The sequence below is a fragment of the Neotamlana nanhaiensis genome (assembly GCF_000943555.1).
Lineage (GTDB): Bacteria > Bacteroidota > Bacteroidia > Flavobacteriales > Flavobacteriaceae > Neotamlana > Neotamlana nanhaiensis.
On sequence record NZ_JTDV01000002.1, the window covers coordinates 104,987 to 124,686 of the forward strand.

At 34.6% G+C, this 19,700-nt stretch carries 22 protein-coding genes; 4 read left to right on the forward strand and 18 right to left on the reverse strand.

Translation table 11 applies throughout. The features are described 5' to 3' along the window. Window positions 1-9 precede the first annotated feature (9 nt). The 18 genes from PK35_RS03665 to PK35_RS03745 all read right to left on the reverse strand — a co-directional run bounded on the left by PK35_RS03665 (window position 10) and on the right by PK35_RS03745 (window position 14,734). Window positions 10-633 (reverse strand): arsenate-mycothiol transferase ArsC, encoded by a 624-nt coding sequence (locus tag PK35_RS03665; protein ID WP_044625344.1) that lies wholly within the window; start codon window positions 631-633, stop codon window positions 10-12. 38 nt (window positions 634-671) lie between these two features. Then, window positions 672-1,172: a DUF6428 family protein gene (locus tag PK35_RS03670; RefSeq protein WP_044625345.1), complete on the reverse strand. Its 501-nt coding sequence runs from the start codon at window positions 1,170-1,172 to the stop codon at window positions 672-674. Between the two features lie 72 nt (window positions 1,173-1,244). After that, entirely contained in the window at window positions 1,245-1,568 is a 324-nt protein-coding gene (locus tag PK35_RS03675; RefSeq protein WP_044625346.1) for an ArsR/SmtB family transcription factor, read from the reverse strand. Between the two features lie 95 nt (window positions 1,569-1,663). Next, on the reverse strand, window positions 1,664-2,092 hold the full coding sequence (locus PK35_RS03680) for a TM2 domain-containing protein (RefSeq protein ID WP_044625347.1): 429 nt from the start codon (window positions 2,090-2,092) through the stop codon (window positions 1,664-1,666). 98 nt (window positions 2,093-2,190) lie between these two features. Beyond that, complete coding sequence (locus tag PK35_RS03685) at window positions 2,191-2,955, reverse strand: sulfite exporter TauE/SafE family protein (protein ID WP_082048516.1); 765 nt, start codon at window positions 2,953-2,955, stop codon at window positions 2,191-2,193. Between the two features lie 63 nt (window positions 2,956-3,018). Beyond that, window positions 3,019-3,405, reverse strand: coding sequence for a VOC family protein (locus PK35_RS03690; RefSeq protein ID WP_044625348.1), 387 nt, complete (start codon window positions 3,403-3,405; stop codon window positions 3,019-3,021). Between the two features lie 57 nt (window positions 3,406-3,462). Continuing rightward, window positions 3,463-3,834: a VOC family protein gene (locus tag PK35_RS03695; protein ID WP_044625349.1), complete on the reverse strand. Its 372-nt coding sequence runs from the start codon at window positions 3,832-3,834 to the stop codon at window positions 3,463-3,465. A gap of 43 nt (window positions 3,835-3,877) precedes the next feature. Further along, window positions 3,878-4,333 (reverse strand): DUF1801 domain-containing protein, encoded by a 456-nt coding sequence (locus PK35_RS03700; RefSeq protein ID WP_044625350.1) that lies wholly within the window; start codon window positions 4,331-4,333, stop codon window positions 3,878-3,880. A 24-nt stretch (window positions 4,334-4,357) separates the two neighbouring features. Continuing rightward, window positions 4,358-5,314: a 2-hydroxyacid dehydrogenase gene (locus PK35_RS03705; protein WP_044625351.1), complete on the reverse strand. Its 957-nt coding sequence runs from the start codon at window positions 5,312-5,314 to the stop codon at window positions 4,358-4,360. A 230-nt stretch (window positions 5,315-5,544) separates the two neighbouring features. Further along, complete coding sequence (mgtE, locus tag PK35_RS03710) at window positions 5,545-6,921, reverse strand: magnesium transporter (RefSeq protein WP_044625352.1); 1,377 nt, start codon at window positions 6,919-6,921, stop codon at window positions 5,545-5,547. 77 nt (window positions 6,922-6,998) lie between these two features. After that, window positions 6,999-7,808 (reverse strand): 16S rRNA (adenine(1518)-N(6)/adenine(1519)-N(6))-dimethyltransferase RsmA, encoded by an 810-nt coding sequence (gene rsmA, locus PK35_RS03715; protein WP_044625353.1) that lies wholly within the window; start codon window positions 7,806-7,808, stop codon window positions 6,999-7,001. A gap of 68 nt (window positions 7,809-7,876) precedes the next feature. After that, window positions 7,877-8,329 carry a GNAT family N-acetyltransferase gene (locus PK35_RS03720; protein WP_044625354.1) on the reverse strand — a complete coding sequence of 151 codons (453 nt, stop codon included), beginning with the start codon at window positions 8,327-8,329 and terminating at the stop codon, window positions 7,877-7,879. 2 nt (window positions 8,330-8,331) lie between these two features. Next, window positions 8,332-8,676, reverse strand: a complete 345-nt coding sequence (locus PK35_RS03725) for a DUF4286 family protein (protein WP_044625355.1) — start codon at window positions 8,674-8,676, stop codon at window positions 8,332-8,334. 48 nt (window positions 8,677-8,724) lie between these two features. Then, window positions 8,725-10,530: a tetratricopeptide repeat protein gene (locus PK35_RS03730; RefSeq protein ID WP_044625356.1), complete on the reverse strand. Its 1,806-nt coding sequence runs from the start codon at window positions 10,528-10,530 to the stop codon at window positions 8,725-8,727. Between the two features lie 341 nt (window positions 10,531-10,871). Continuing rightward, complete coding sequence (locus PK35_RS17930) at window positions 10,872-10,994, reverse strand: hypothetical protein (protein ID WP_262509279.1); 123 nt, start codon at window positions 10,992-10,994, stop codon at window positions 10,872-10,874. Window positions 10,995-11,140: 146 nt separating this feature from the next. Next, a complete protein-coding gene (serS, locus tag PK35_RS03735) occupies window positions 11,141-12,412 on the reverse strand; it encodes a serine--tRNA ligase (protein WP_044625357.1) in 1,272 nt (423 codons plus the stop codon). Between the two features lie 77 nt (window positions 12,413-12,489). Continuing rightward, window positions 12,490-13,806: an HTTM domain-containing protein gene (locus PK35_RS03740; protein WP_044625358.1), complete on the reverse strand. Its 1,317-nt coding sequence runs from the start codon at window positions 13,804-13,806 to the stop codon at window positions 12,490-12,492. Further along, window positions 13,799-14,734: a bifunctional riboflavin kinase/FAD synthetase gene (locus PK35_RS03745; protein WP_044625359.1), complete on the reverse strand. Its 936-nt coding sequence runs from the start codon at window positions 14,732-14,734 to the stop codon at window positions 13,799-13,801. Before PK35_RS03745 ends, PK35_RS03740 begins: the two co-directional genes overlap by 8 nt. 64 nt (window positions 14,735-14,798) lie before the next feature. Here PK35_RS03745 and PK35_RS03750 point away from each other — a divergent pair, with 64 nt between their 5' ends. The 4 genes from PK35_RS03750 (at window position 14,799) to PK35_RS17095 (ending at window position 19,421) form a co-directional block, all read left to right on the forward strand. Next, window positions 14,799-17,462, forward strand: a complete 2,664-nt coding sequence (locus PK35_RS03750; RefSeq protein ID WP_052825867.1) for a zinc-dependent metalloprotease — start codon at window positions 14,799-14,801, stop codon at window positions 17,460-17,462. A gap of 30 nt (window positions 17,463-17,492) precedes the next feature. After that, the gene (locus PK35_RS03755) at window positions 17,493-18,347 is read left to right on the forward strand and encodes a carboxypeptidase-like regulatory domain-containing protein (RefSeq protein ID WP_044625360.1); all 855 of its coding nucleotides are present in this window, start codon (window positions 17,493-17,495) and stop codon (window positions 18,345-18,347) included. 206 nt (window positions 18,348-18,553) lie between these two features. After that, window positions 18,554-19,039 carry a helix-turn-helix domain-containing protein gene (locus tag PK35_RS03760; RefSeq protein WP_044625361.1) on the forward strand — a complete coding sequence of 162 codons (486 nt, stop codon included), beginning with the start codon at window positions 18,554-18,556 and terminating at the stop codon, window positions 19,037-19,039. Then, the gene (locus PK35_RS17095) at window positions 19,032-19,421 is read left to right on the forward strand and encodes a hypothetical protein (RefSeq protein ID WP_052825869.1); all 390 of its coding nucleotides are present in this window, start codon (window positions 19,032-19,034) and stop codon (window positions 19,419-19,421) included. The genes PK35_RS03760 and PK35_RS17095 overlap by 8 nt, the downstream gene beginning before the upstream one ends. Window positions 19,422-19,700: the final 279 nt, after the last annotated feature.

Consider the following 19,700-nt stretch of genomic DNA (forward strand, 5'->3'; position numbering starts at 1 on the left):
GTTATATCTTTAGGATTTTAATTGACTAAAAACATACTTCATCTCGGTTGCAATTTGTAAGCTACGTGTGGCGTAAACCTCAGTTTGCTCAGGTGTACCGTCTGATGCCTTTGGGTCTTCGTAGGTTATGGCGATACGCTTATCGCAACCTGCCACAAATGGACAACCACCATCGGCAGAAGAGCAAGTCATAATTGCTGCAAAATCGCTTTTAGGATTAAAATCATCGCTATAAATTTTAGAAAATGCCACCACAGCCGGATGATTTTCACCGTATTTTATGGCATAAACAGGATTATTTTGATTTGACAATTGTATTACCCGAAACCCTTGATTTTGCAACGTTTCGCCAACTTTTGGAAACATAGCTGTTGCTTCTGTGCCACCAGAATAACAGGTTACACCATTAATTTTATAATAAGCAGCCATTGTTTGAGCCCAAATTTGCGTTAAATGGCTTCGGCGGGAATTATGCGTACAAATAAAATTAATATTTATAGGCTCATTTGCTTCAGCTTTACTTTTAATATAATCGGTTAAAGATTTTAAAATGTCTCGTCTTTCTTCACGTATCGACGATACATTTAACGATGCTATGGTGTTTTCAACGGTTACGAAAAGTGATGTTTTCATTAAGCGAAATCAAATAAATAAAAATTAACAATTAAATTTTAACAACAATTTCCTTCAGGTGTGCAACAAGGCTCTTTTGCAATGCTATCTGCCATTACCCTTTCTTCTGGTACACCACAAATATCTTTAGCTTTGCAATCGGTTTTTTCAACAGCTAACTTAAAAATTAAGTCCTGGTTTCGTATCTCAAAATCGTTAACATATAATTGTGCCGTATGAAAATTTGCGTTACCATATTCAAATTTTACTTCAGCGTTAGCTTCATAAGCCTTCATTTTACCAACTTTATTTAAAATCCCTAAAGCTTTTAAAACACTCATATATTGGGTTTTACCAAGTTCGGTTGGGCTTTCCCATAGTTGAATTATTGTTTCTTTCCAAGCGTCGGTTTGTGCACCACAATCCACCGAATCGATGGTGACATGTTTTATTTCGGTAATATGGTAATTGGCACCTACAAATACATTTGGTGCGTATTCAAACAACAAACTTTTGTTTTTATGTTGATTTAAAACATTTAATAATTCCTGTGTCTTCATGGTTTTAAAATTTTAAGTGTTAGTTGAATTTTAAGCGTGTTGCCATAAGTACTACATTTTAACATCCTTGGTTTAACAACAATTGGATTTTGTATTGTTAAAAAACTGATTTAAATGTTGTTGAATTTCGTTCCAACGGTCTACATTAATACAATAGCACATGCTTTTTCCTTCAATTTGGCCTTTTAGCAATCCTATACTTTTTAACTCCTTTAAATGCTGAGAAATGGTAGCTTGAGCCAAACCAATTTCTTCTACCAAGTCGTTACAAATACAAGAATTTTGATTTCCTATATATTGAAGAATTGCCACACGGGCAGGATGCCCAAGTACTTTAAAAAATTGAGCTAAATCGTTTTGTTGCTCAGTAAATATGTCCGATTTTGTAATACCCATAACTATATTCAAATTACATATCGCAATATTACGATGATAAAATGAAATAAAAAAGCCAAAACCTTTAAATTTTGACTTTTAATAGTTTTTAATTCTTAAAACCAGCCTTTTTTACCAACTTGGTAGGTGTTGTAAAACTCGTCGTCAGATTTTGTTAAGTAAATAATGCCTTCAATAAACGGCACAATACCTGCTAAACCACAAGTTACAAAGGTTAATACTATTTGAATTATCCCTTCTTTATTGTATCCTAAAATAAATTTATGAATACCTAAAGAACCAATAACAATAGCTAAAACTCCTGCTAAAACCTTTTTATTTTCACCAGTTACTTCGTTAAAAGTTTCTTTGGCGTTATTTGCAAACTCTGTTGCTGTTTCTTTAGCATCATCGGCAAATTCTTTGGCTTTTTCTTTAGCTTCGCCTGCAAATGCTTCGGCTTTATCGGCGGCTTTTTTAGCCCCATCTTTGGCGTCGTCTAACATATCGTTAAGGTCGTCGCTTAAATTTTTTTCTTCAGACATGATTAGTGTGTATTAAGTAATTGATTAGAGTTTAAATTTAGTAAAAAAATTAAACCACTTGCAATTATAGGTAGCAACAAGTTTAAATTTGTTACAACTCATCGAAAAAACAAGAGTAAACCTGCAATAGCCGTTACAATTAAAATGAATTTTCTATAATTTACATTCGATATTAGTTTAACAATATAAGCACCCGTAAAAAAACCAATTACTGCGGCAGGAATAAGTACCGAATTTAAAACCAAGCTGTCTTTAGTTACGGTTTTCCAAACAAAAAAATGAAACGGCAATTTAAACACGTTTATTATAAAAAATAACCATGCCGCTGTACCTATAAATTCATTCTTTTTAAATCGAATAGCCAAAAAATAAACATTCGATATTGGGCCCGCTAAATTACCAACCATAGTGGTAAAACCCGTTAAAAACCCCATTATACTTGAGAAAAACTTGTTGTTTGGTACGTTATTCGCTTTTAATTTTTCAGTAAAAACCATAATGGCTACCGATATTAAAACAATTATGGCCATGAGGCGTTTAAACACGATTTCTGAGATATCGTTACCAATCCAAACACCTACTAAAACACCAACAATCATCCACGGAATAAGTTTTTTTATAATACTCCAATTGGCATGACGATTATAATATGTAACAGCTAAAATATCGGCCGCAATAAGCATAGGTAGCAAAACGCCTGTTGATGCTTTTTCACCAAATACCAAAGCCAAAATAACCACAATAAATATGCTAATACCTTTTAAACCTGCTTTTGAAACACCTAATAAAAACACAGCGAAAGCTATAGCGCACCATTGTAAAGTTGATAAATTGTAGGATTGTAAAATTTCTGTGTAAGACAAAATATTTTGTTGCTAGTACTTAATTTTTCGATTGACTTTCGGGTTACTAAATTACTTCTTTATTTATAAAAAGGCGCTATCTACAGGTTCCCAAAGTTCAATTTTATTACCGTCGTTATCAAGAATATAACCAAATTTACCATATTCGTATTCCTCAACATCGCCAATAACAGTTACGCCTTCTTCTTTTAAAACCTTTAATAATTCATGCAAATTCTCCACTCTGTAATTAAACATAAAGTCTTTTTTCGACGGCTCATAGTACTTAGTATCCTCAGGAAACGGGCTCCATTGCGTAGAACATTTATTACCTACTTCGTCTTTCCACCAAAAGGTGCATCCGTAATCGTCTGTATTAAACCCTAAATGTTTTTTGTACCAATCTTTTGTGGCATTTGGGTCTTTAGTTTTAAAAAATAAGCCGCCAATGCCTGTAACGCGTTTTTTCATGAATTAAAATTAAGATTTTTTAGATTTTCGCTTTCGCGGAAATATCCATAGGAATTATTAAACATGCTGATCTATAAGAATCGTATTGCCATCGGGATCTGTGAGCACAATGCTTGCTGGTCCTTTTGAAGTTTCGTCGGTTTCATTAATTAAGGCAATACCATGATCTTTTAAATGCTTTTGAATGGTGCGAACATCGTCAAACTCGGGTAAGGTTTGCGCATTTTCGTCCCAACCCGGATTAAAGGTTAAAATATTTTGCTCGAACATACCTTGAAACAAGCCAATGAGCGCATTGCCGTTTTTCATGATTAAGTAATTTTTATCTAAATCGCCCGCAAATACGGCAAATCCTAAAGTTTCGTAAAATTGTTTTGAAGCTTTAATGTCCTTTACACTCAAGCTTGTTGAAAATGCACCTAGTTTCATAATATGTTCAGTTAAAAGTTAATCGTAAATACGTGGCAAAACACTATTTTTTAATAGCTGTTTCGTACACAGAAATCCATTCTTCAACGGTTATTTTTTGACAAAGTTCTGCGATCAAATCAAACGGAATTTGCTCAATCTTTTTAAACCTGATACAGCTTTTACCCATATCGAGTTTAAGTTTAGAATGTTTTGGGTATTCGGCAACAAACCAATCGTGAATTCCTGACACCGAATAAATACCCATATGATACAAGTTTACCGAGTTTTTCTGCGAAGCAAAACTCATAAATGGCAAAGGTTCTTTTGGGTTGCAATGGTATCCATTTGGATAAACCGAATGCGGCACGTAATACCCAATCATGCCGTATTGCATACCTTCTTCAAAACCCTTGGGAAGATTTTTATTTATAGTTTCTCGAAGTTTATTTAAGGCGTCGTGACGTGCTTCGGGTGTCTGACTTATATAATCTTCGGGCGTGTTGGCTTTGTATTGCATATTTGTAACTTTAGATTTCTAAAGTTAACAAAATTTCGCTTTTATTTTATCGACTATGGTTTGGGCTAGTTTTTCTTTGCTTTCTACCGTCCAACCTGCTACATGAGGCGTAAGTAAAACATTTTGAGCCTCGATTAAATACTGAAACGCTTCTGGCATCTCGACTGCGCTCGATGAGCTATCTTGTTTAAAAAGGTTCTCAAACGATGCTTTTTCGTACTCTAAAACATCTAAACCTGCGCCTAATATTTTCCCAGATTTTAATGCATCGACCAAATCTTTTGTCACGACACTTTTACCACGTGCGGTGTTTATTAACCAAAACGGTTTTTTAAAGCCGTTTATAAAATTAGCATCAATCATATTTAAAGTAAGCGGCGTTTGTGGCGTGTGCAAACTTACTACATCTACCTTTTCTTGAAACGCTTCAAGCGATACTTGTTTCGCGTTGTCATTACCAACACCTGCCTTGATATCGTAGCATAATACCTCAACATCGAAACCACGTAACTTTTTGGAAAAGGCATTACCCATATTACCATAACCAATAAGACCAACCGTTCTGCCATCGAGTTCGATACCTCGGTTGGCTTCGCGAAGCCATTTGCCTGAGCGTACTTCTAAATCGGCTTTGTTAAGTTTATTAAAAAGCGATAATAGCATGCCTAATGCGTGTTCGCCAACGGCATTTCGGTTGCCTTCGGGTGCTGAAATTAAATGAATGCCTTTAGTTTCAGCGTAATCGCAATCTATATTTTCGAGACCAGCACCAACACGACCTATAAACTTAAGATTGGTGGCAGCATCTAGAAATTGCTTATCGATAGTAAATCGGCTACGGATAACAATTCCATCGTAATTCGCAATTTTTGCCTCAACAGCTTCTTTAGATGACGAAAAATCGATGTCGTTTGTAAATCCTAAATCGTTTAGTTGATTTATAAGTAATTTGTGATTGGAATCTAAGTGTAGTATTTTCATGTAAAATGCACATCTAAATCTGCCTAAAAAGGAAGATTTTTAATTATCATTCAAAAATAATTTGTTTGTTGAGTTGGTGCAAGTTATATGAAGTAAAGTTTTTAGTTGCGTTAGGGATTGTAGCGGCATCCTTTTTTGAGGTACGAGAAAAAGATATAGCGAAAAGCCCGACCCTTGTGGTAACGCCCAAAATATTTTCTTGAGATGCTGAAACAAGTTCAGCATGACATTTAAATGCCGAGTATAAGTTTGGCTATTGAAAAGTAAATTAATATACCAAAAATATCGTTGCTTGTAGTTATGAATGGCCCTGTGGCTATGGCTGGATCAATACCGCGCTTGTCTAAAAACAGAGGCACGAATGTACCAATTAAACCAGCTACAATGATTACTACCACAAGTGAAATAGATACGGCTAATGCAGTATTGGCTTTACCTTGCACTGCCCAAACAAATAAAAATAGAAATAATGCTAAAATAACACCATTAAGGGCTGCGAGGAGCATTTCTTTAAACAAACGGCTGTTTATACTGCCCTTTACATCGTCGTTAGCAAGACCTTGTACAATTATGGCACTAGACTGTACACCTACATTTCCTGCCATTGCTGCAATTAATGGGGTAAAAAAGAATAAAACTGCGTATTTGCTAAAGGCTTCGTGAAAGCCTTCCATAATTAAAAATGCCCCAACACCACCTACCAATCCTAAAAACAACCATGGCAAACGCGCTTTAGTAAGTTGTAAAATGCTATCATCGGCTTCGACATCGCTGGTAATACCTGCTGCCATTTGATAATCGCGATCGGCTTCTTCTTTTAAAACATCTACAATATCATCAATAGTAATGCGGCCTAAAAGTACTTTGTTGTCGTCACTCTCAATGACTGGAATGGCCTCTAAATCGTATTTTGCCATAATTTTGGCAATTTCCTCAACATCTTCGTTTACGTTTACATAATCGACATTCGAAATGTAGATATCGGCTATTTTTTGTTCGCTTTTGGCTACGATTAAATCTTTTAACGATAGGCGACCAATGAGCTTTTCTTGCTTGTCGACCACATAAATGGAATGCACGCGTTTTACATCTTTAGCCTGCGCGCGAATGCGACGAAGGCATCCAGCTACCGTCCATGTTTCATAAACTTTCACGAGCTCTTTAGCCATAAGCGAACCCGCTGTATCGTCTTCGTAGGTTAACAGCTCGGTAATTTCGGCTTTGTGTGCCTCATCTTCTATTTGATCGATTACGGCTTGTTGGCGTTCTTCGGGTAATTCGGCAATAATATCGGCAGCGTCATCGGTATCGAGCTCTTCAACTTCTTCAGCAATTTCTTTTGCCGAGAGATTTTTTAAAACTTTTTCGCGATTGTCTTCATCGAGTTCCATTAAAATATCGGCAGTAGTCTCAGAATCCAGAAGCTTAATGACATACATGGCTTGCTCCAGATTGAGCTCGTCTAGTATTTCGGCAATATCGGCATAGTGAAACTCATCAAAAACCTGTTTAAGTTCTTTATCATTTTGGGTTTCTATAAGTAACTCAACTTGCTCTAAAAGGGCGTCGGTTAATTGAAATTGGCTATTTTCTTTTTCTTCTGACATGAGATTTCACCGTTTTTTGAGATTTCCTGATGCGTAATTTGATATTTACGCAGCACTTGAAATGATATGGAACTTCGTTAATTGCTATCGTTTTCAATAAGTTGCGTTAGCTCTAGAAAGGCTTGCACGCTTAATTGTTCTGGTCGCTGCCCAAAGATAGTATTTGCTTTTAAATTATCGGACAAATTGAATGTTTTTAAACTATTACGAAGAGTTTTTCGGCGTTGTTGAAAAGCGGTTTTTACCACTCGAAAAAACAATTTTTCGTCGCATGGTAAGTTGTAGTTTTCTTTGCGCTTTAAGATGAGCACGCCAGAATCGACCTTTGGTGGCGGATTAAACACATTTGGTGGTACGGTAAATAAATACTCCGCATCGTAAAAGGCTTGCGTTAACACCGATAAAATGCCGTAAGTTTTACTGCCTTCTGGTGCGCAAATACGTTGTGCTACTTCTTTTTGAAACATTCCCGAAAATTCCGGAATTTGGTCGCGCATTTCGAGCGTTTTAAATACAATTTGACTTGAAATATTGTATGGAAAGTTTCCTATTATAGCAAAAGGCTCTTGGTTAAAAACCTCATTTAAATCGTACTTTAAGAAGTCTTTCTCAATAATTCGTGGTGCTAAATTTAGGTAATGACTTTGTAAATATTCAACCGACTCGGTATCGATTTCAATAACGTAAGTGGTGATCTCTTTTTTTAGCAAATACTTGGTAAGCACACCCATTCCAGGGCCAATTTCTAACACGTTTTTATAGCCCTGAAGCGTAAGTGTATTAGCTATATTTTGCGCAACAGATTCGTCGTTTAAAAAATGTTGCCCTAAGTGTTTTTTTGCTTTTACTTGATGATTATTGGAGTTATTTGCCACAGAATAATGCATTTTAAGAGACAAAGATACAAAACACCAATTTTACACCAATTTTACAATCTTTAGCGGTGGTAAATCTTTTAAAATTGAAGCTTAAAACCTTCGTGAGAAGCCGAGAAACCTAAACTTTCATAAAATTTGATCGCTTCGGTGCGTTTTTTATCGGAAGTTAATTGAACCAAAATAGCACCTTTTTCTTTCGATCGATTTATAGCCCACTTAAACATGGTTTTACCTAAACCTTTACCGCGGTAATTTCGTTTAATTCTAACAGATTCTATTTGCGAACGCAAGCTTCCTAAACGATTTAAATATTGAATAAATGTAAGTTGAAGTGTCCCAATTATCTCATTAGATTTGTTAACCACTACAATAAGTTCTTGGTTGCTATCTTCATTTATTTTATAGAAGGCATCAAGATAGGCTTTTGGTAAAGGATTCTCGAAACGTTCTCGTGTTTCACCAAGCTCGTCATCGGCATACATGGCTATAATTTCTGGTAAATCTTTCAGAATTGCTTTTCTAAAAATCATAATTAATTTTTAGAAAACTTATTGGTAAAACTCACCGAATATTCGTCAATTATTTCGAGTTCTGTGCGGAAGGCCAACATTTTATCGGCAAACTTTTTTAAACCTTCGTTACGTAATGCTTCGGCATGTGTGTTGTAATAAGCTTCGAGATCTGCTTTTGAATTGGCTCTGTATTGTACCGAGTAGGTTACGCCACCCATATCTTCTTCTACTAAAACACGTGTAAGAGTTGCCTTGGTAAATTTACCAGTAGCCAAAACCTGCGGAATGTGTTCTTGTTTCATCCAAGTGAGCCACTCGTCGTGTATGCTTTCATCTATGTTTGAGGTTACGTTGTATATGTACATTATTTTTCGTGTTGATAAGGTGCGGAATTACCTTTGAATTTTCATTATTTAATTTATCGCATCGCCGCGTAAAGTCCTAAAGCGTTTTCTGGCTTCGACAAAGTAAATACTATCGGCGTGATTAAATATAATTTGCTCGTAAAAGTTTTTGGCTTTTTCGGGTTCGCTGAATTGATATTGGTATAATTGCGCCAAATGATAAAGGGCATCGTCTATAAAAATACCGTCGCGGTAATTTTCAATAAGTACTTCGTAGTTTGCTCGCGCTTTTTCAAATTCCTTTTTCAGCTCAAAAAGTTGTGCTTGTTTGTATAAGGTTTGTGCAATAATAGGTTCGGTTTTATGCTCGTCTAAAATCTTATCTAACAAGGTTATTGCTTCATCATTTCTGTTTTGAAAGGCTAACAAATCGGCTTTAGCATAGACCTTTAAAGCAGTTTGAAGTGAATCTTCGTACTTGTTATCGGTTATTAATAATTTTAAATCGAGCGCATCATTTGCTATAAGTTGCGATGTAGAAGATTTTAAAACTTTAAGCTGAGACTCGGCCCATTTAAAATCGCCTTTGTAATAACTTGTTTTGGCTACTTTAAACCTGGCTTCTTGCGAGAGTGTACTGTTTTTTAAATTTCGCTGAATTTGTGTGTAATAAATTAATGCTTGGTTAAATTTTTCTTGCAACACCAAAATGTCGGCTAGTTCTAGCTTAACTGCTGCCATTTCAAATTTAGATAAACGCTCTTGCAGCATCGTTTCTAAAAACCGAGTGGCTTCTTTGGTTTCTTGCATATAAAAAGCCAAAAAATGCGCATAAGCAATTTTTAAATTTAAAGTTTCTTTAGTTGGAGTTAAATCTGATTCAACTTGATTTTCACTGTTATGGTTTGAAACTAAAGCTAGATATCTGTTTTTAATTTCTGGATAATCTTTAGGTGAAGCTACTCTAATTTCTAATTGAAGTAATTTATGATGCGCTTCAAGTTTTTCACTTGGAAGCTGTGATGTTTCAATTAAATAATTATAAATGTCTTTAGCAATTTCGGTATCATTTTCGTTGGTTGTAATGGTTGCTAATTCCTCAATTCGAGATAAACTTTCAGGATTACGCTTAAAAATCGCTTTTTCTTGTGTAAAAGCCTTATTATAATCTTTTTGCTTAATAAATAACCAACTTAACATATCGTTCCAGATTAAATCTGGTTGCTGCTGCATTTTTTTCAGAAGCATTTTTCTAAGTAATATGTTATTTTCATTAAGTGCATCTTCGTTAATAAAATCGTTTACCGCTCGTTTTACATCGCGCGCCATGGTTGGGCGTTTTTCAATAAAATTTAAGTAGCTATCAAACATTTTTTCAATATGCCCTTGTTCGCCATAAATTTGAGCCAATTGTAAGCTAAAGTTATATTCAGGATTAACAACCATAGCTTTTTCGTAAGCCAAAACAGCTTCCTTTAACAAACTATGACTTTGAAAACTTCTAGCCACAGCATACACATTACTTGCTCTAGCCTCAATACTTTTTAAAGCTTCTTGATAATAGTTTTGTGCAGCAACAGTATCGTTTTGTAATTGAAAATTATAACCCAATTCTACAATAAATGCGGCATATTTAATGCGTTCCATTAATTGTACTAAAAACGTTTCGGCTTCTTTATATTGCTCTAATTGCTGATACGTTGTTACAATTTGGTTAACAATAGTAATGTTTGATGGCGACTCTTTATATATTTTTTTATACTCGATTAAAGCCTTTTCGTATTCGCCATTTTCAAAGTAAGTTTTAGCAATAACATCGTTTTGAGCAAAACTTGTTGTTAGTACCAAAAAAAATATGACAACTAAAAATCTCATTAGGTAAAGATAGTAAATGTGAGTTTTAGATATAGATTAATTTTAGTTTAAAAAAAAGTGCCCGACAATACATCGGGCACTTACCAACCAAAAATAATTTTCTATTAACTCAACATTAATTGATAATCGATTGGGGACAGTCTTTAATTCCTATGGATTAAGAAATGACTATTCTGAAAAAAAATGTGTTCTGTGATATTAAATTAAGCCTTTGCTTAAACTTTTTAAAATCAATAAAAATGATTGATTATTTATTTTCAACACAAAATGAAGCAGAAAAACAACTGCAATTACTATTTTGAATTGAAACGTTAAAACAAATTCTGTAAAATGAAGTAAATTTACTTACTCACTATGGCGGTTTTATTGTTTTCAGATTTTACTATCTCGAAATCTGAAAACAATACTTTACTTGCTACCAGGGCTAGAGCAACTAAAAGTATAATGCGTTTTAAATTTTTCATGAATTAAGTAGGTTAACAGGTTTTGGTTATGCTAACTTGAGAAAAATTGTAAGAAACACAAAGAAATACATAAAAAAATCGTTAAACAACGATGATTTTATGTATTTTGCCGATGAAATGGAATTTTTATATAGATTAAAAAAACTCTAATCTATTATTTTAAAACCTGTATATGGTTGTAAAACTTCTGGAATTTCTATACCATTTTCGGTTTGATAATTTTCTAAAATACCAGCAAGCACACGAGGTAATGCCAACGAACTACCATTTAAAGTATGCGCCAACTCGTTTTTACCTTCGCTATTTTTAAAACGTAATTTTAATCGATTAGCCTGAAACGTTTCAAAATTTGAAACCGACGAAATTTCTAACCAACGGTTTTGAGCTGTCGAGAATACTTCAAAATCGTAAGTTAAAGCCGAAGTAAATCCTAAATCGCCACCGCATAAACGTAAAATACGGTAAGGTAATCTTAATTCGTTTAAAATATCTTTTATATGCTCTACCATACCCGTTAAAGCATCATATGAATTATCTGGATGCTCCACACGGATAATTTCAACTTTATCAAACTGATGTAATCGATTTAAACCACGCACATGTGCGCCGTAGCTTCCTGCCTCACGACGAAAACATGGTGTGTAACCTGTAATGCCAATTGGCAAATCGGTTTCGTTTAAAACAACATCGCGAAACATATTAGTTCCTGGTACTTCGGCCGTTGGGATTAAATACAAATTATCACCAGTAACATGATACATTTGCCCTTCTTTATCTGGCAATTGCCCTGTACCAAAGCCAGAAGCTTCGTTTATTAAATGCGGTAATTGGTATTCGGTGTAACCTGCAGCCGTATTTTTATCTAAAAAATAGGCAATTAAAGCACGTTGTAAACGCGCACCTTTTCCTTTGTAAACAGGAAAACCAGCGCCTGTAATTTTGTTACCAAGCTCAAAATCTATAATATCATACTTTTTGGCCAATTCCCAATGCGGTTCGGCTTTGTCGTATAATTTAGGTACATCGCCAGCTTCAAAAACAACTTCATTATCTTCATCGGAATTTCCGCGAGGTACAATATCGTTTGGTACATTGGGTATTTTATACAACAATTCGTTTAAAGCTTCGGCTTTAGCATTTAAAGCTTCATTTAAAGTTTTCGATGTTTCTTTAAGCTCCGATGTTTTTTCTTTTAAAGCATTTGCTTCTTGAGCCTTACCAGATTTGTACAAGTTTCCTATTTCTTTCGATAAGGTGTTCGATTCGGCTAAAGTATTATCTAATTGCGTTTGAATGCTTCGGCGTTCTTCATCAAACGTTAAAACATCAGAAATCATTTGCACTGCATCGATGTTTCGTTTTTTTAAACGCTCAATAATTAAATCTTTATTCTCTCTAATAAAAGGAACTTGTAACATGGGTTAAATTTTAAGTGACAAATTTAATGAAATACCGTAAGTAAAGAAATATTTATGCTTTTGTTTATAAAGTAAAATTACTCGGGTTTCGATGGCAAAATCCAATCGCTATGTTTTAACGCTTTCCACGTTACATTTGCCAAATCTACTTTTGGATTTATAAACAATTTGTAAGGTTTACGGTTTACACTTACGCGGCAAGTCACATAAACTTCAACATCTTGATTTTTGGCTTTATAATCTTGTTTTAAATGCTGTGCAAATTGCCAAATAACATCGGGAGCAGTGGCTACTTTCCGCCTTTGTTTTTTGGTTAAATAATCGTCTAAATTAACTTTAGTACGCTCGCCTGTAGCTTTGTTTTTCACATAATAGGTCGCAATACCACTTTTAGAACGAAGCATCATGCGCCACGACAATCGGTGACCTTCTTCGGTCCAAAGTACATCGTCTTTAAAAAAATGATGGCGCAAGGGCAAACCTATTTGAATGATAAAGTAAACTAAAAATACACCAATGAAAAAATGACTGTAAGTAGGAATGCTAATGTCGTTTGAAGTGTATAAAGTTTTCTTCTTTAAGAATAACTTCTGAATCGTTTCTGCTTCAAAGAAAAACAACGTAAATGCTAAAGCTAAATATGGAAATATACCAATTTGAAGCACAAACGAGTTAAACAAATGAAACACAATTGAAACAATAAAAATAAATTTTCTCGTAGGCTTAAAAAACAACAAGGGTACTACTAAACCATCAAATAAAATGCCGCCATAAGTTAAAATATAATGAAACCATTTTTGCTGAAGCAGGCTACCTACAATTGGATAATCATCTTTACCTCGCATTAAATTTTCAATAAACGTAGTATTTAACCAATCGGGGTAAAACTTAGCAACCGATGCATAGGTGTACACAATAAATAATTGCAAAATAATTACCCATTTACACCATTGCGGCATGGATATACTTTTAATTTCAGGATGTAATCGCGCATCGATGGAGACATATTTATGTGCTGGCATAAACACCATAATACTACTAATAAGCACCAACAAATAGTAATGGTTGTTATACGAGGTTTTTTGCATTAAATAACTTGCCGTCCACATAAGTGTAAAACTAATTATAGCAAAACGATACTTATACCCCAACATAATAAGTAAACCAAAAACACCCATAAGCGTGTAGTAAACATACATGCCGTTTCCAGGAAGTGGCTGTAACCACTCGAAACCGATAAACGAAAAAGTAAATTTAGGCAACACCATATTGGTTTTTACCCAACCAGTAAAAATGGCACCAACCGATTCTAAAAAACAAAGTAAACCAAAGAAAATTCGGAAAACTACTAACGCCGAATTATCAATATGTTTAAATAAAAACGATTTAAGCATTTTGAGCTGCTATAAATTGTAACGAGGTTTCTTTATCTTTAGTTAATTGACGCGTCAAGGCTTCAACCGATTCAAATTTTTGCTCATCGCGAATGCGCTGTAACAACTCTATTTGTAGTGATTTGTTATAAATATCTGCATTAAAATTGAAGAAGTGCACTTCAATAGTTTGCTTTTTTCCGTTTACGGTTGGATTAACCCCTATATTCATCATACCATAAAAAACGGCATCATCAATAACCGATTTTACAATATAAACCCCTTGTTTTGGTATAATTTTATAGTCTTCTTCAATAGCAATATTAGCCGTTGGAAAATGAATGGTTTTACCCAAACCTCTTCCTGTAGTTACGGTGCCATTTAGCATAAAAGTATAACCTAAATAGCTGTTTGCCGTCGTAATATCGCCTTCTAACAAGGCCTTTCTTATTTTTGTAGAACTTACCGAAACATCATCTATATCTTGCGCCGAAATTTCTTCAACAGCAAAACCATATTTTTCTCCAAATACTTTTAAATTATTGATGTCGGCATTTCGATTGCGCCCAAAACGGTGATCGTAACCAATAATTACTTTTTTGGCATTAAGTTTATCTACTAAAATTTGTTTTACAAAATCTTCGGCCGATAAACGCGAAAATTCCTTGGTAAAGGTTTTAATTAGTAAAAAATCTAAACCTAAACTATTTAAAATAGCGTAACGCTCGTTTATTGTATTTATAAGTTTTATATTCGATTCCTTTTGCAAAACCATTCTTGGATGCGGAAAAAAGGTTAACACCACAGATTTTAAACCTTCTAATTTAGAAGTATTTACCAAGCGTTTTATTATTTTTTGATGCCCAATATGCACGCCATCAAAAGTACCTATGGTAACTACCGAAGGTTCGTTAATCGAATATTTTTCTATATTTTTAGTTTCGCTCACGTATTTATTAAGATTCTTAAATTTAAGATTTATTATATTTGGAATATCTTAATAGCTTCAAATCATGAAAACAAAACTACATTATGTTTTATCAATAGCAATGCTTTTGGTGATATTTTCGGCTTCAGGACAAACATTTTTTTTCAAAAAAGCCTCTCAGCAAAATAAAAGCTTATCAAACTTAAAGTCGGTTAAAAATGAAGCTATTTATCAATTTAATCACACCGATTTATCAAATTATTTAGTAAAAACCCATGCTAGTATAAATCAGGAACAATCAGCTACATTAAACATCCCAGATGTTGATGGTAATTTGGTTGAATATACTGTTACCGAAGCCTCTGTCATGCATCCCGATTTACAGGCTATTTATCCTGAAATTAGATCGTACGTTGGGTATCAAACCAACAATCCGAGTGCTATTATACGATTTAGTTTATCGCCAAATAACGGCTTCTCAGGTATTGTTTTAAGTGAAAAAAACACCTTAACATTTACGCCCAACAAAAAACAACCGCATTTAATTTCGGCACAAAAGAAATCCGACATATTTAATGATGATAGTTTTGAGTGTAAAACTTTAAGTGCCATTAAAAACCAAAATACATCAAAAAGTAACGGCTTAAAAGATGCGGACGACAGCCAAAAACGCACCTACCGTATTGCTATTTCTGTAACAGGTGAATATGCTGCTTATCATGGTAGCACTTTAGCTGGTGTAAATGCCGCTTTAGCCGCTAGTTTAACCAACGTAAATGCGGTGTATGAAAACGAATTTAATGTATCGCTTCAATTAATTGCGAATAACAATGATGTTATATATTTAGATGCTAGTTCCGATCCGTATACAGGCATTAACAATTACAACAGCCAAGTGGCTAATGTGTTTAATACAGAACTCACGGAAGCAGATTACGATGTTGGCCATTTATTAGCGGTATCGGATGGTTACGATGGTAATTCGGCATGTATAGGTTGTGTTTGTAATAATGGTGGAACCGTAGGCGTAAACCACAAAGGCAGTGCTTTTACAGCAGGTGCTATTCCTGAAGGTATTACATTCGATATAGACTTTTTTGCTCACGAACTTGGGCATCAATTTGGAGCTACACATACCTGGACCTACGATGGAAACGAAGGTCATAATAGCCAAATGGAACCTGGTAGTGGTTCAACCATTATGGGATATGCTGGTATTGGCGACTCCGAAAATGTTCAAGCCAATAGCGATCCTTATTTTCACGCTATTTCTATTGAGCAAATTACAAACACTATTAAAGGTACAAGTTGCCCAACTATTACAAATACTGGTAACACAACACCAACTGCCAATGCTGGTAGTAATTTAATTTTACCCATTGGCACCGCTTTTAAACTAATTGGTTCGGGCAGCGATGCAGATGGCGATGCTATAACCTATTGTTGGGAACAGTTTAATGAAAACAATGCAGCAACCAGTATTCCTAACCCAAACTCTACAAACTCTAATTCGGTTTTATTTAGGTCGTTCGCACCAACAACAAGTAACACAAGATACTTTCCTAACCTAAGCGATTTAAAATTTGGAATAAATGCCGTACGATGGGAACGCGTGCCAAATGTTAATAGAACAGCCGATTTTAGACTAACGGTTAGAGATAATAAAGCGGGTGGTGCAAATAATACACACGACGATATGTTTGTTACATTCGATTCCAATTATGGCCCTTTTGAAATTACTTCTCAAAATACCAATGGTATAATTTGGACAAGCGGCACTACTGAAACCATAACATGGAATGTAAACAATACCACAAGTTTGTCTGGAGCTACCAATGTTAATATTTTATTATCTACAAACGGCGGCGAAACCTATAACCATTTAGTTACTAACATACCAAACAACGGCAGCTATACTATTACAGTCCCAAGTACACCTGCACCTTATTGCAGACTTATGATAGAGCCAACAAACAATAATTTTTTCGCAATAAACAGTAAAGATTTTGCTATCGATTATACTATAAACACCACGTGCGAAACCTATAATTCAGCCTCAAATATGGGCTTAGTTATAACCGATAACTCGAATAATTTTAGCCAAAGCAACTCAATTTTTATAGGTGATTCTGGTTCGGTGTCCGATATTAATGTGGGTATAGACATTACGCATCCTTACATAGGCGATTTAGCCATTGCACTAACAAGTCCCGATGGCACAACCATACTTTTAAAATCTCCAGGCGACTGCTCAAGTGAAGATAATATTTTAACCATTTTTAATGATGACAATATTGATATTGACTGTACAGATTTAGCAAGTAATAATTCGTATAAATCTATTAGAAGCTTACTCTCTAGTTTTAATGGTGAAAATTTAAGCGGTAATTGGACGCTTTCGTTAGGCGATTTTGGAAATGGCGATGTTGGCACTTTAAATTCTTGGTACGTTGAATCTTGCGAAACTACCGAAACCAATTTAGGCATAGAAACCTTTGAAATTAGCACCTTAAAAGTATTTCCTAACCCAAATACCGGAGAATTTACCATACAGCTAAACAACTCTGGTGCTAAACAATTAAACTTAAACATTGTTGATATTAGTGGCCGAATTATTTATAAAAACACTTACAATAATCCTGGTAATTTTTCAGAAAAATTAAATTTAACATCGGCGCAAACAGGTGTTTACTTCTTAAATGTAGATGATGGCTATAAACGCTCAACCAAAAAAATTGTTATTAAATAAAGTGATGATATTAGGGAGTTACCACACAGTATGAAGAACAACATAGTATTTGTAGCCGTTCTTATTTCCAATTGGGCAGTTGGACAAATTTCAGGAATCGTAACGGACGAATCCAACGGACAACCAATTCCCTACGTCAATGTTTGGGTTAAGAATACAAGAATAGGTGCAACAACAGGAGAGAACGGAAACTTCTATATTGATGGAGCCAAAATCGGAGATTTAATACACATTTCAAGCCTTGGGTATACGACCATTGAATTTTCTGCCAACAAGGAAAATAATATAGCCTTGAAACCAGAAATTAATGAATTAGACAAGGTAGTGGTTATTCCAATGAAGAATTCATTGGAATTTTCCATCACATCTTTCAAAAAACCCAAAAAGAATAGAAATTGGTATAACAATGGACACTATTCGCTAGCAAGATTTTATGGGTACAAACAAGAATACGAAAGAACACCATTTCTTAATCAAATAAGCCTAATTACACTTAATGCAAAAAAGGAAAATGTCATTTTTCGTATTCGGTTATTGGAGGTCGGTCCGAACGGAGAACCCTCGAAAAATGGATTGACCGACAATATCGTTCTTGAATCTCAAACAGGAGTTAACGAAATAATATTGGACTTAAACAAAGAAAAAATCCCAATTCCAAAAAATGGTTTCTTCGTCGTTATTGACAGACTCAATATCTCAGAAAACAATAGTTTTAATAAAACAGCTAAAATGGACATTTTACAACCTGCAATTGGAATGGAAAGGACTGACCAAGAAAAAAATACCTGGTTCGGATTTGGAGGCAGATGGATACCCCCTTTGGAAATGAAAGAATTTCTTGGGACTAATGGGAATATAGCCTTAAACATTAAACTCACCAACTAAATACCGTGTGGTAACAATGGCTATAAACAATTGCTATTACAGGCTTATCCTGAAAATTCCTGCGGAATTTTAAGCTTGTCGTGTACTTGCAAAAGTCTGTGCTAACCCACGCAACTGTTCATAGCCAAAACCGTTGTACGCAATTTTGCCCCAGAACTTTCCTGAAATAGGTTGACTAAAAATTAAACCATTAATTATAGTCACTTATGAAAACACCAAATGATCACTGGCGAAAAAAATCCTACCAAAAAGTAACCTTAGAAACCAAACTTTTAGTCGTTGACCAAATTTTAAATGGTCAGATTTCAAACAACCAAGCTTCTAAAAAATATGATGTCCCTAGAACAACAATATCTTATTGGTTAAGAAAATACAGTACCTTAGTACAACAAAACAATGGTATGAGTAAAAACGACGAGATCAAAAAACTAAAGGAAAAGATTGAAGAACTGGAGTTTGTAAAAGACTTTCAACAAGACATTATCGCTGATATGGAACTCATTACAGGCGTCGATATGTCAAAAAAGTCATTGCCCAAAACATTAGCAAAAGAGATAAAGCTAAAGAAAAAACAGCGTATAAAAGAAAATGGCTCTATGGATGTTTTGGGATCTCTAAACAGGCCTTCTACAAAAGACTCAAAACCCAACAAAAAAAGAAATAGATCATCAAAAGCTAATAAAAATGGTTAAGAACTATCGTAAAAAAGTAGGCTCTAAAACTGGTGGAATTAAATTACACGCAGAACTTAAACAAGACTTTGTAAACGCTGATATTAAGATAGGTAGAGACAAGTTCTATGACTTGTTGAGACTTCATAAACTTTTAGTACCTAAAGCTAAAAATTACATCACAACCACAAACTCTAACCATATGTACAAAAAATATAAGAACTTGGTTAAAGACCACGTCCCTACTCGACTAGAACAACTTTGGGTAAGCGACATCACATACATAAAAACTCAAAATGGACGCAACTATTTAGCTCTCGTAACAGACGCATACTCGAAACAAATCATGGGATATAAACTCGACAATCATTATGAGAACCTCTCTTTGTTGAGAGGCGCTTAATATGGCTATTAAAATAGAAAATACCCCAATATCACTCGGATAGAGGATTCCAGTACTGTAACCCTAAATACACACAATTTGCTAAAAATAATGGTATGATTATGACAAAACAGTATGACCCTTACGAAAATGCTATTGCTGAACGTATTAACAGAACCTTAAAACATGAATAAGGATTAAAACAAACCATTAAAAACACTGAATTAGCCCAAAAATTAACACAACAAGCTATATATTTACAACAACCTAAGAACTCATTTTAGTCTCGATTTAAGAAAA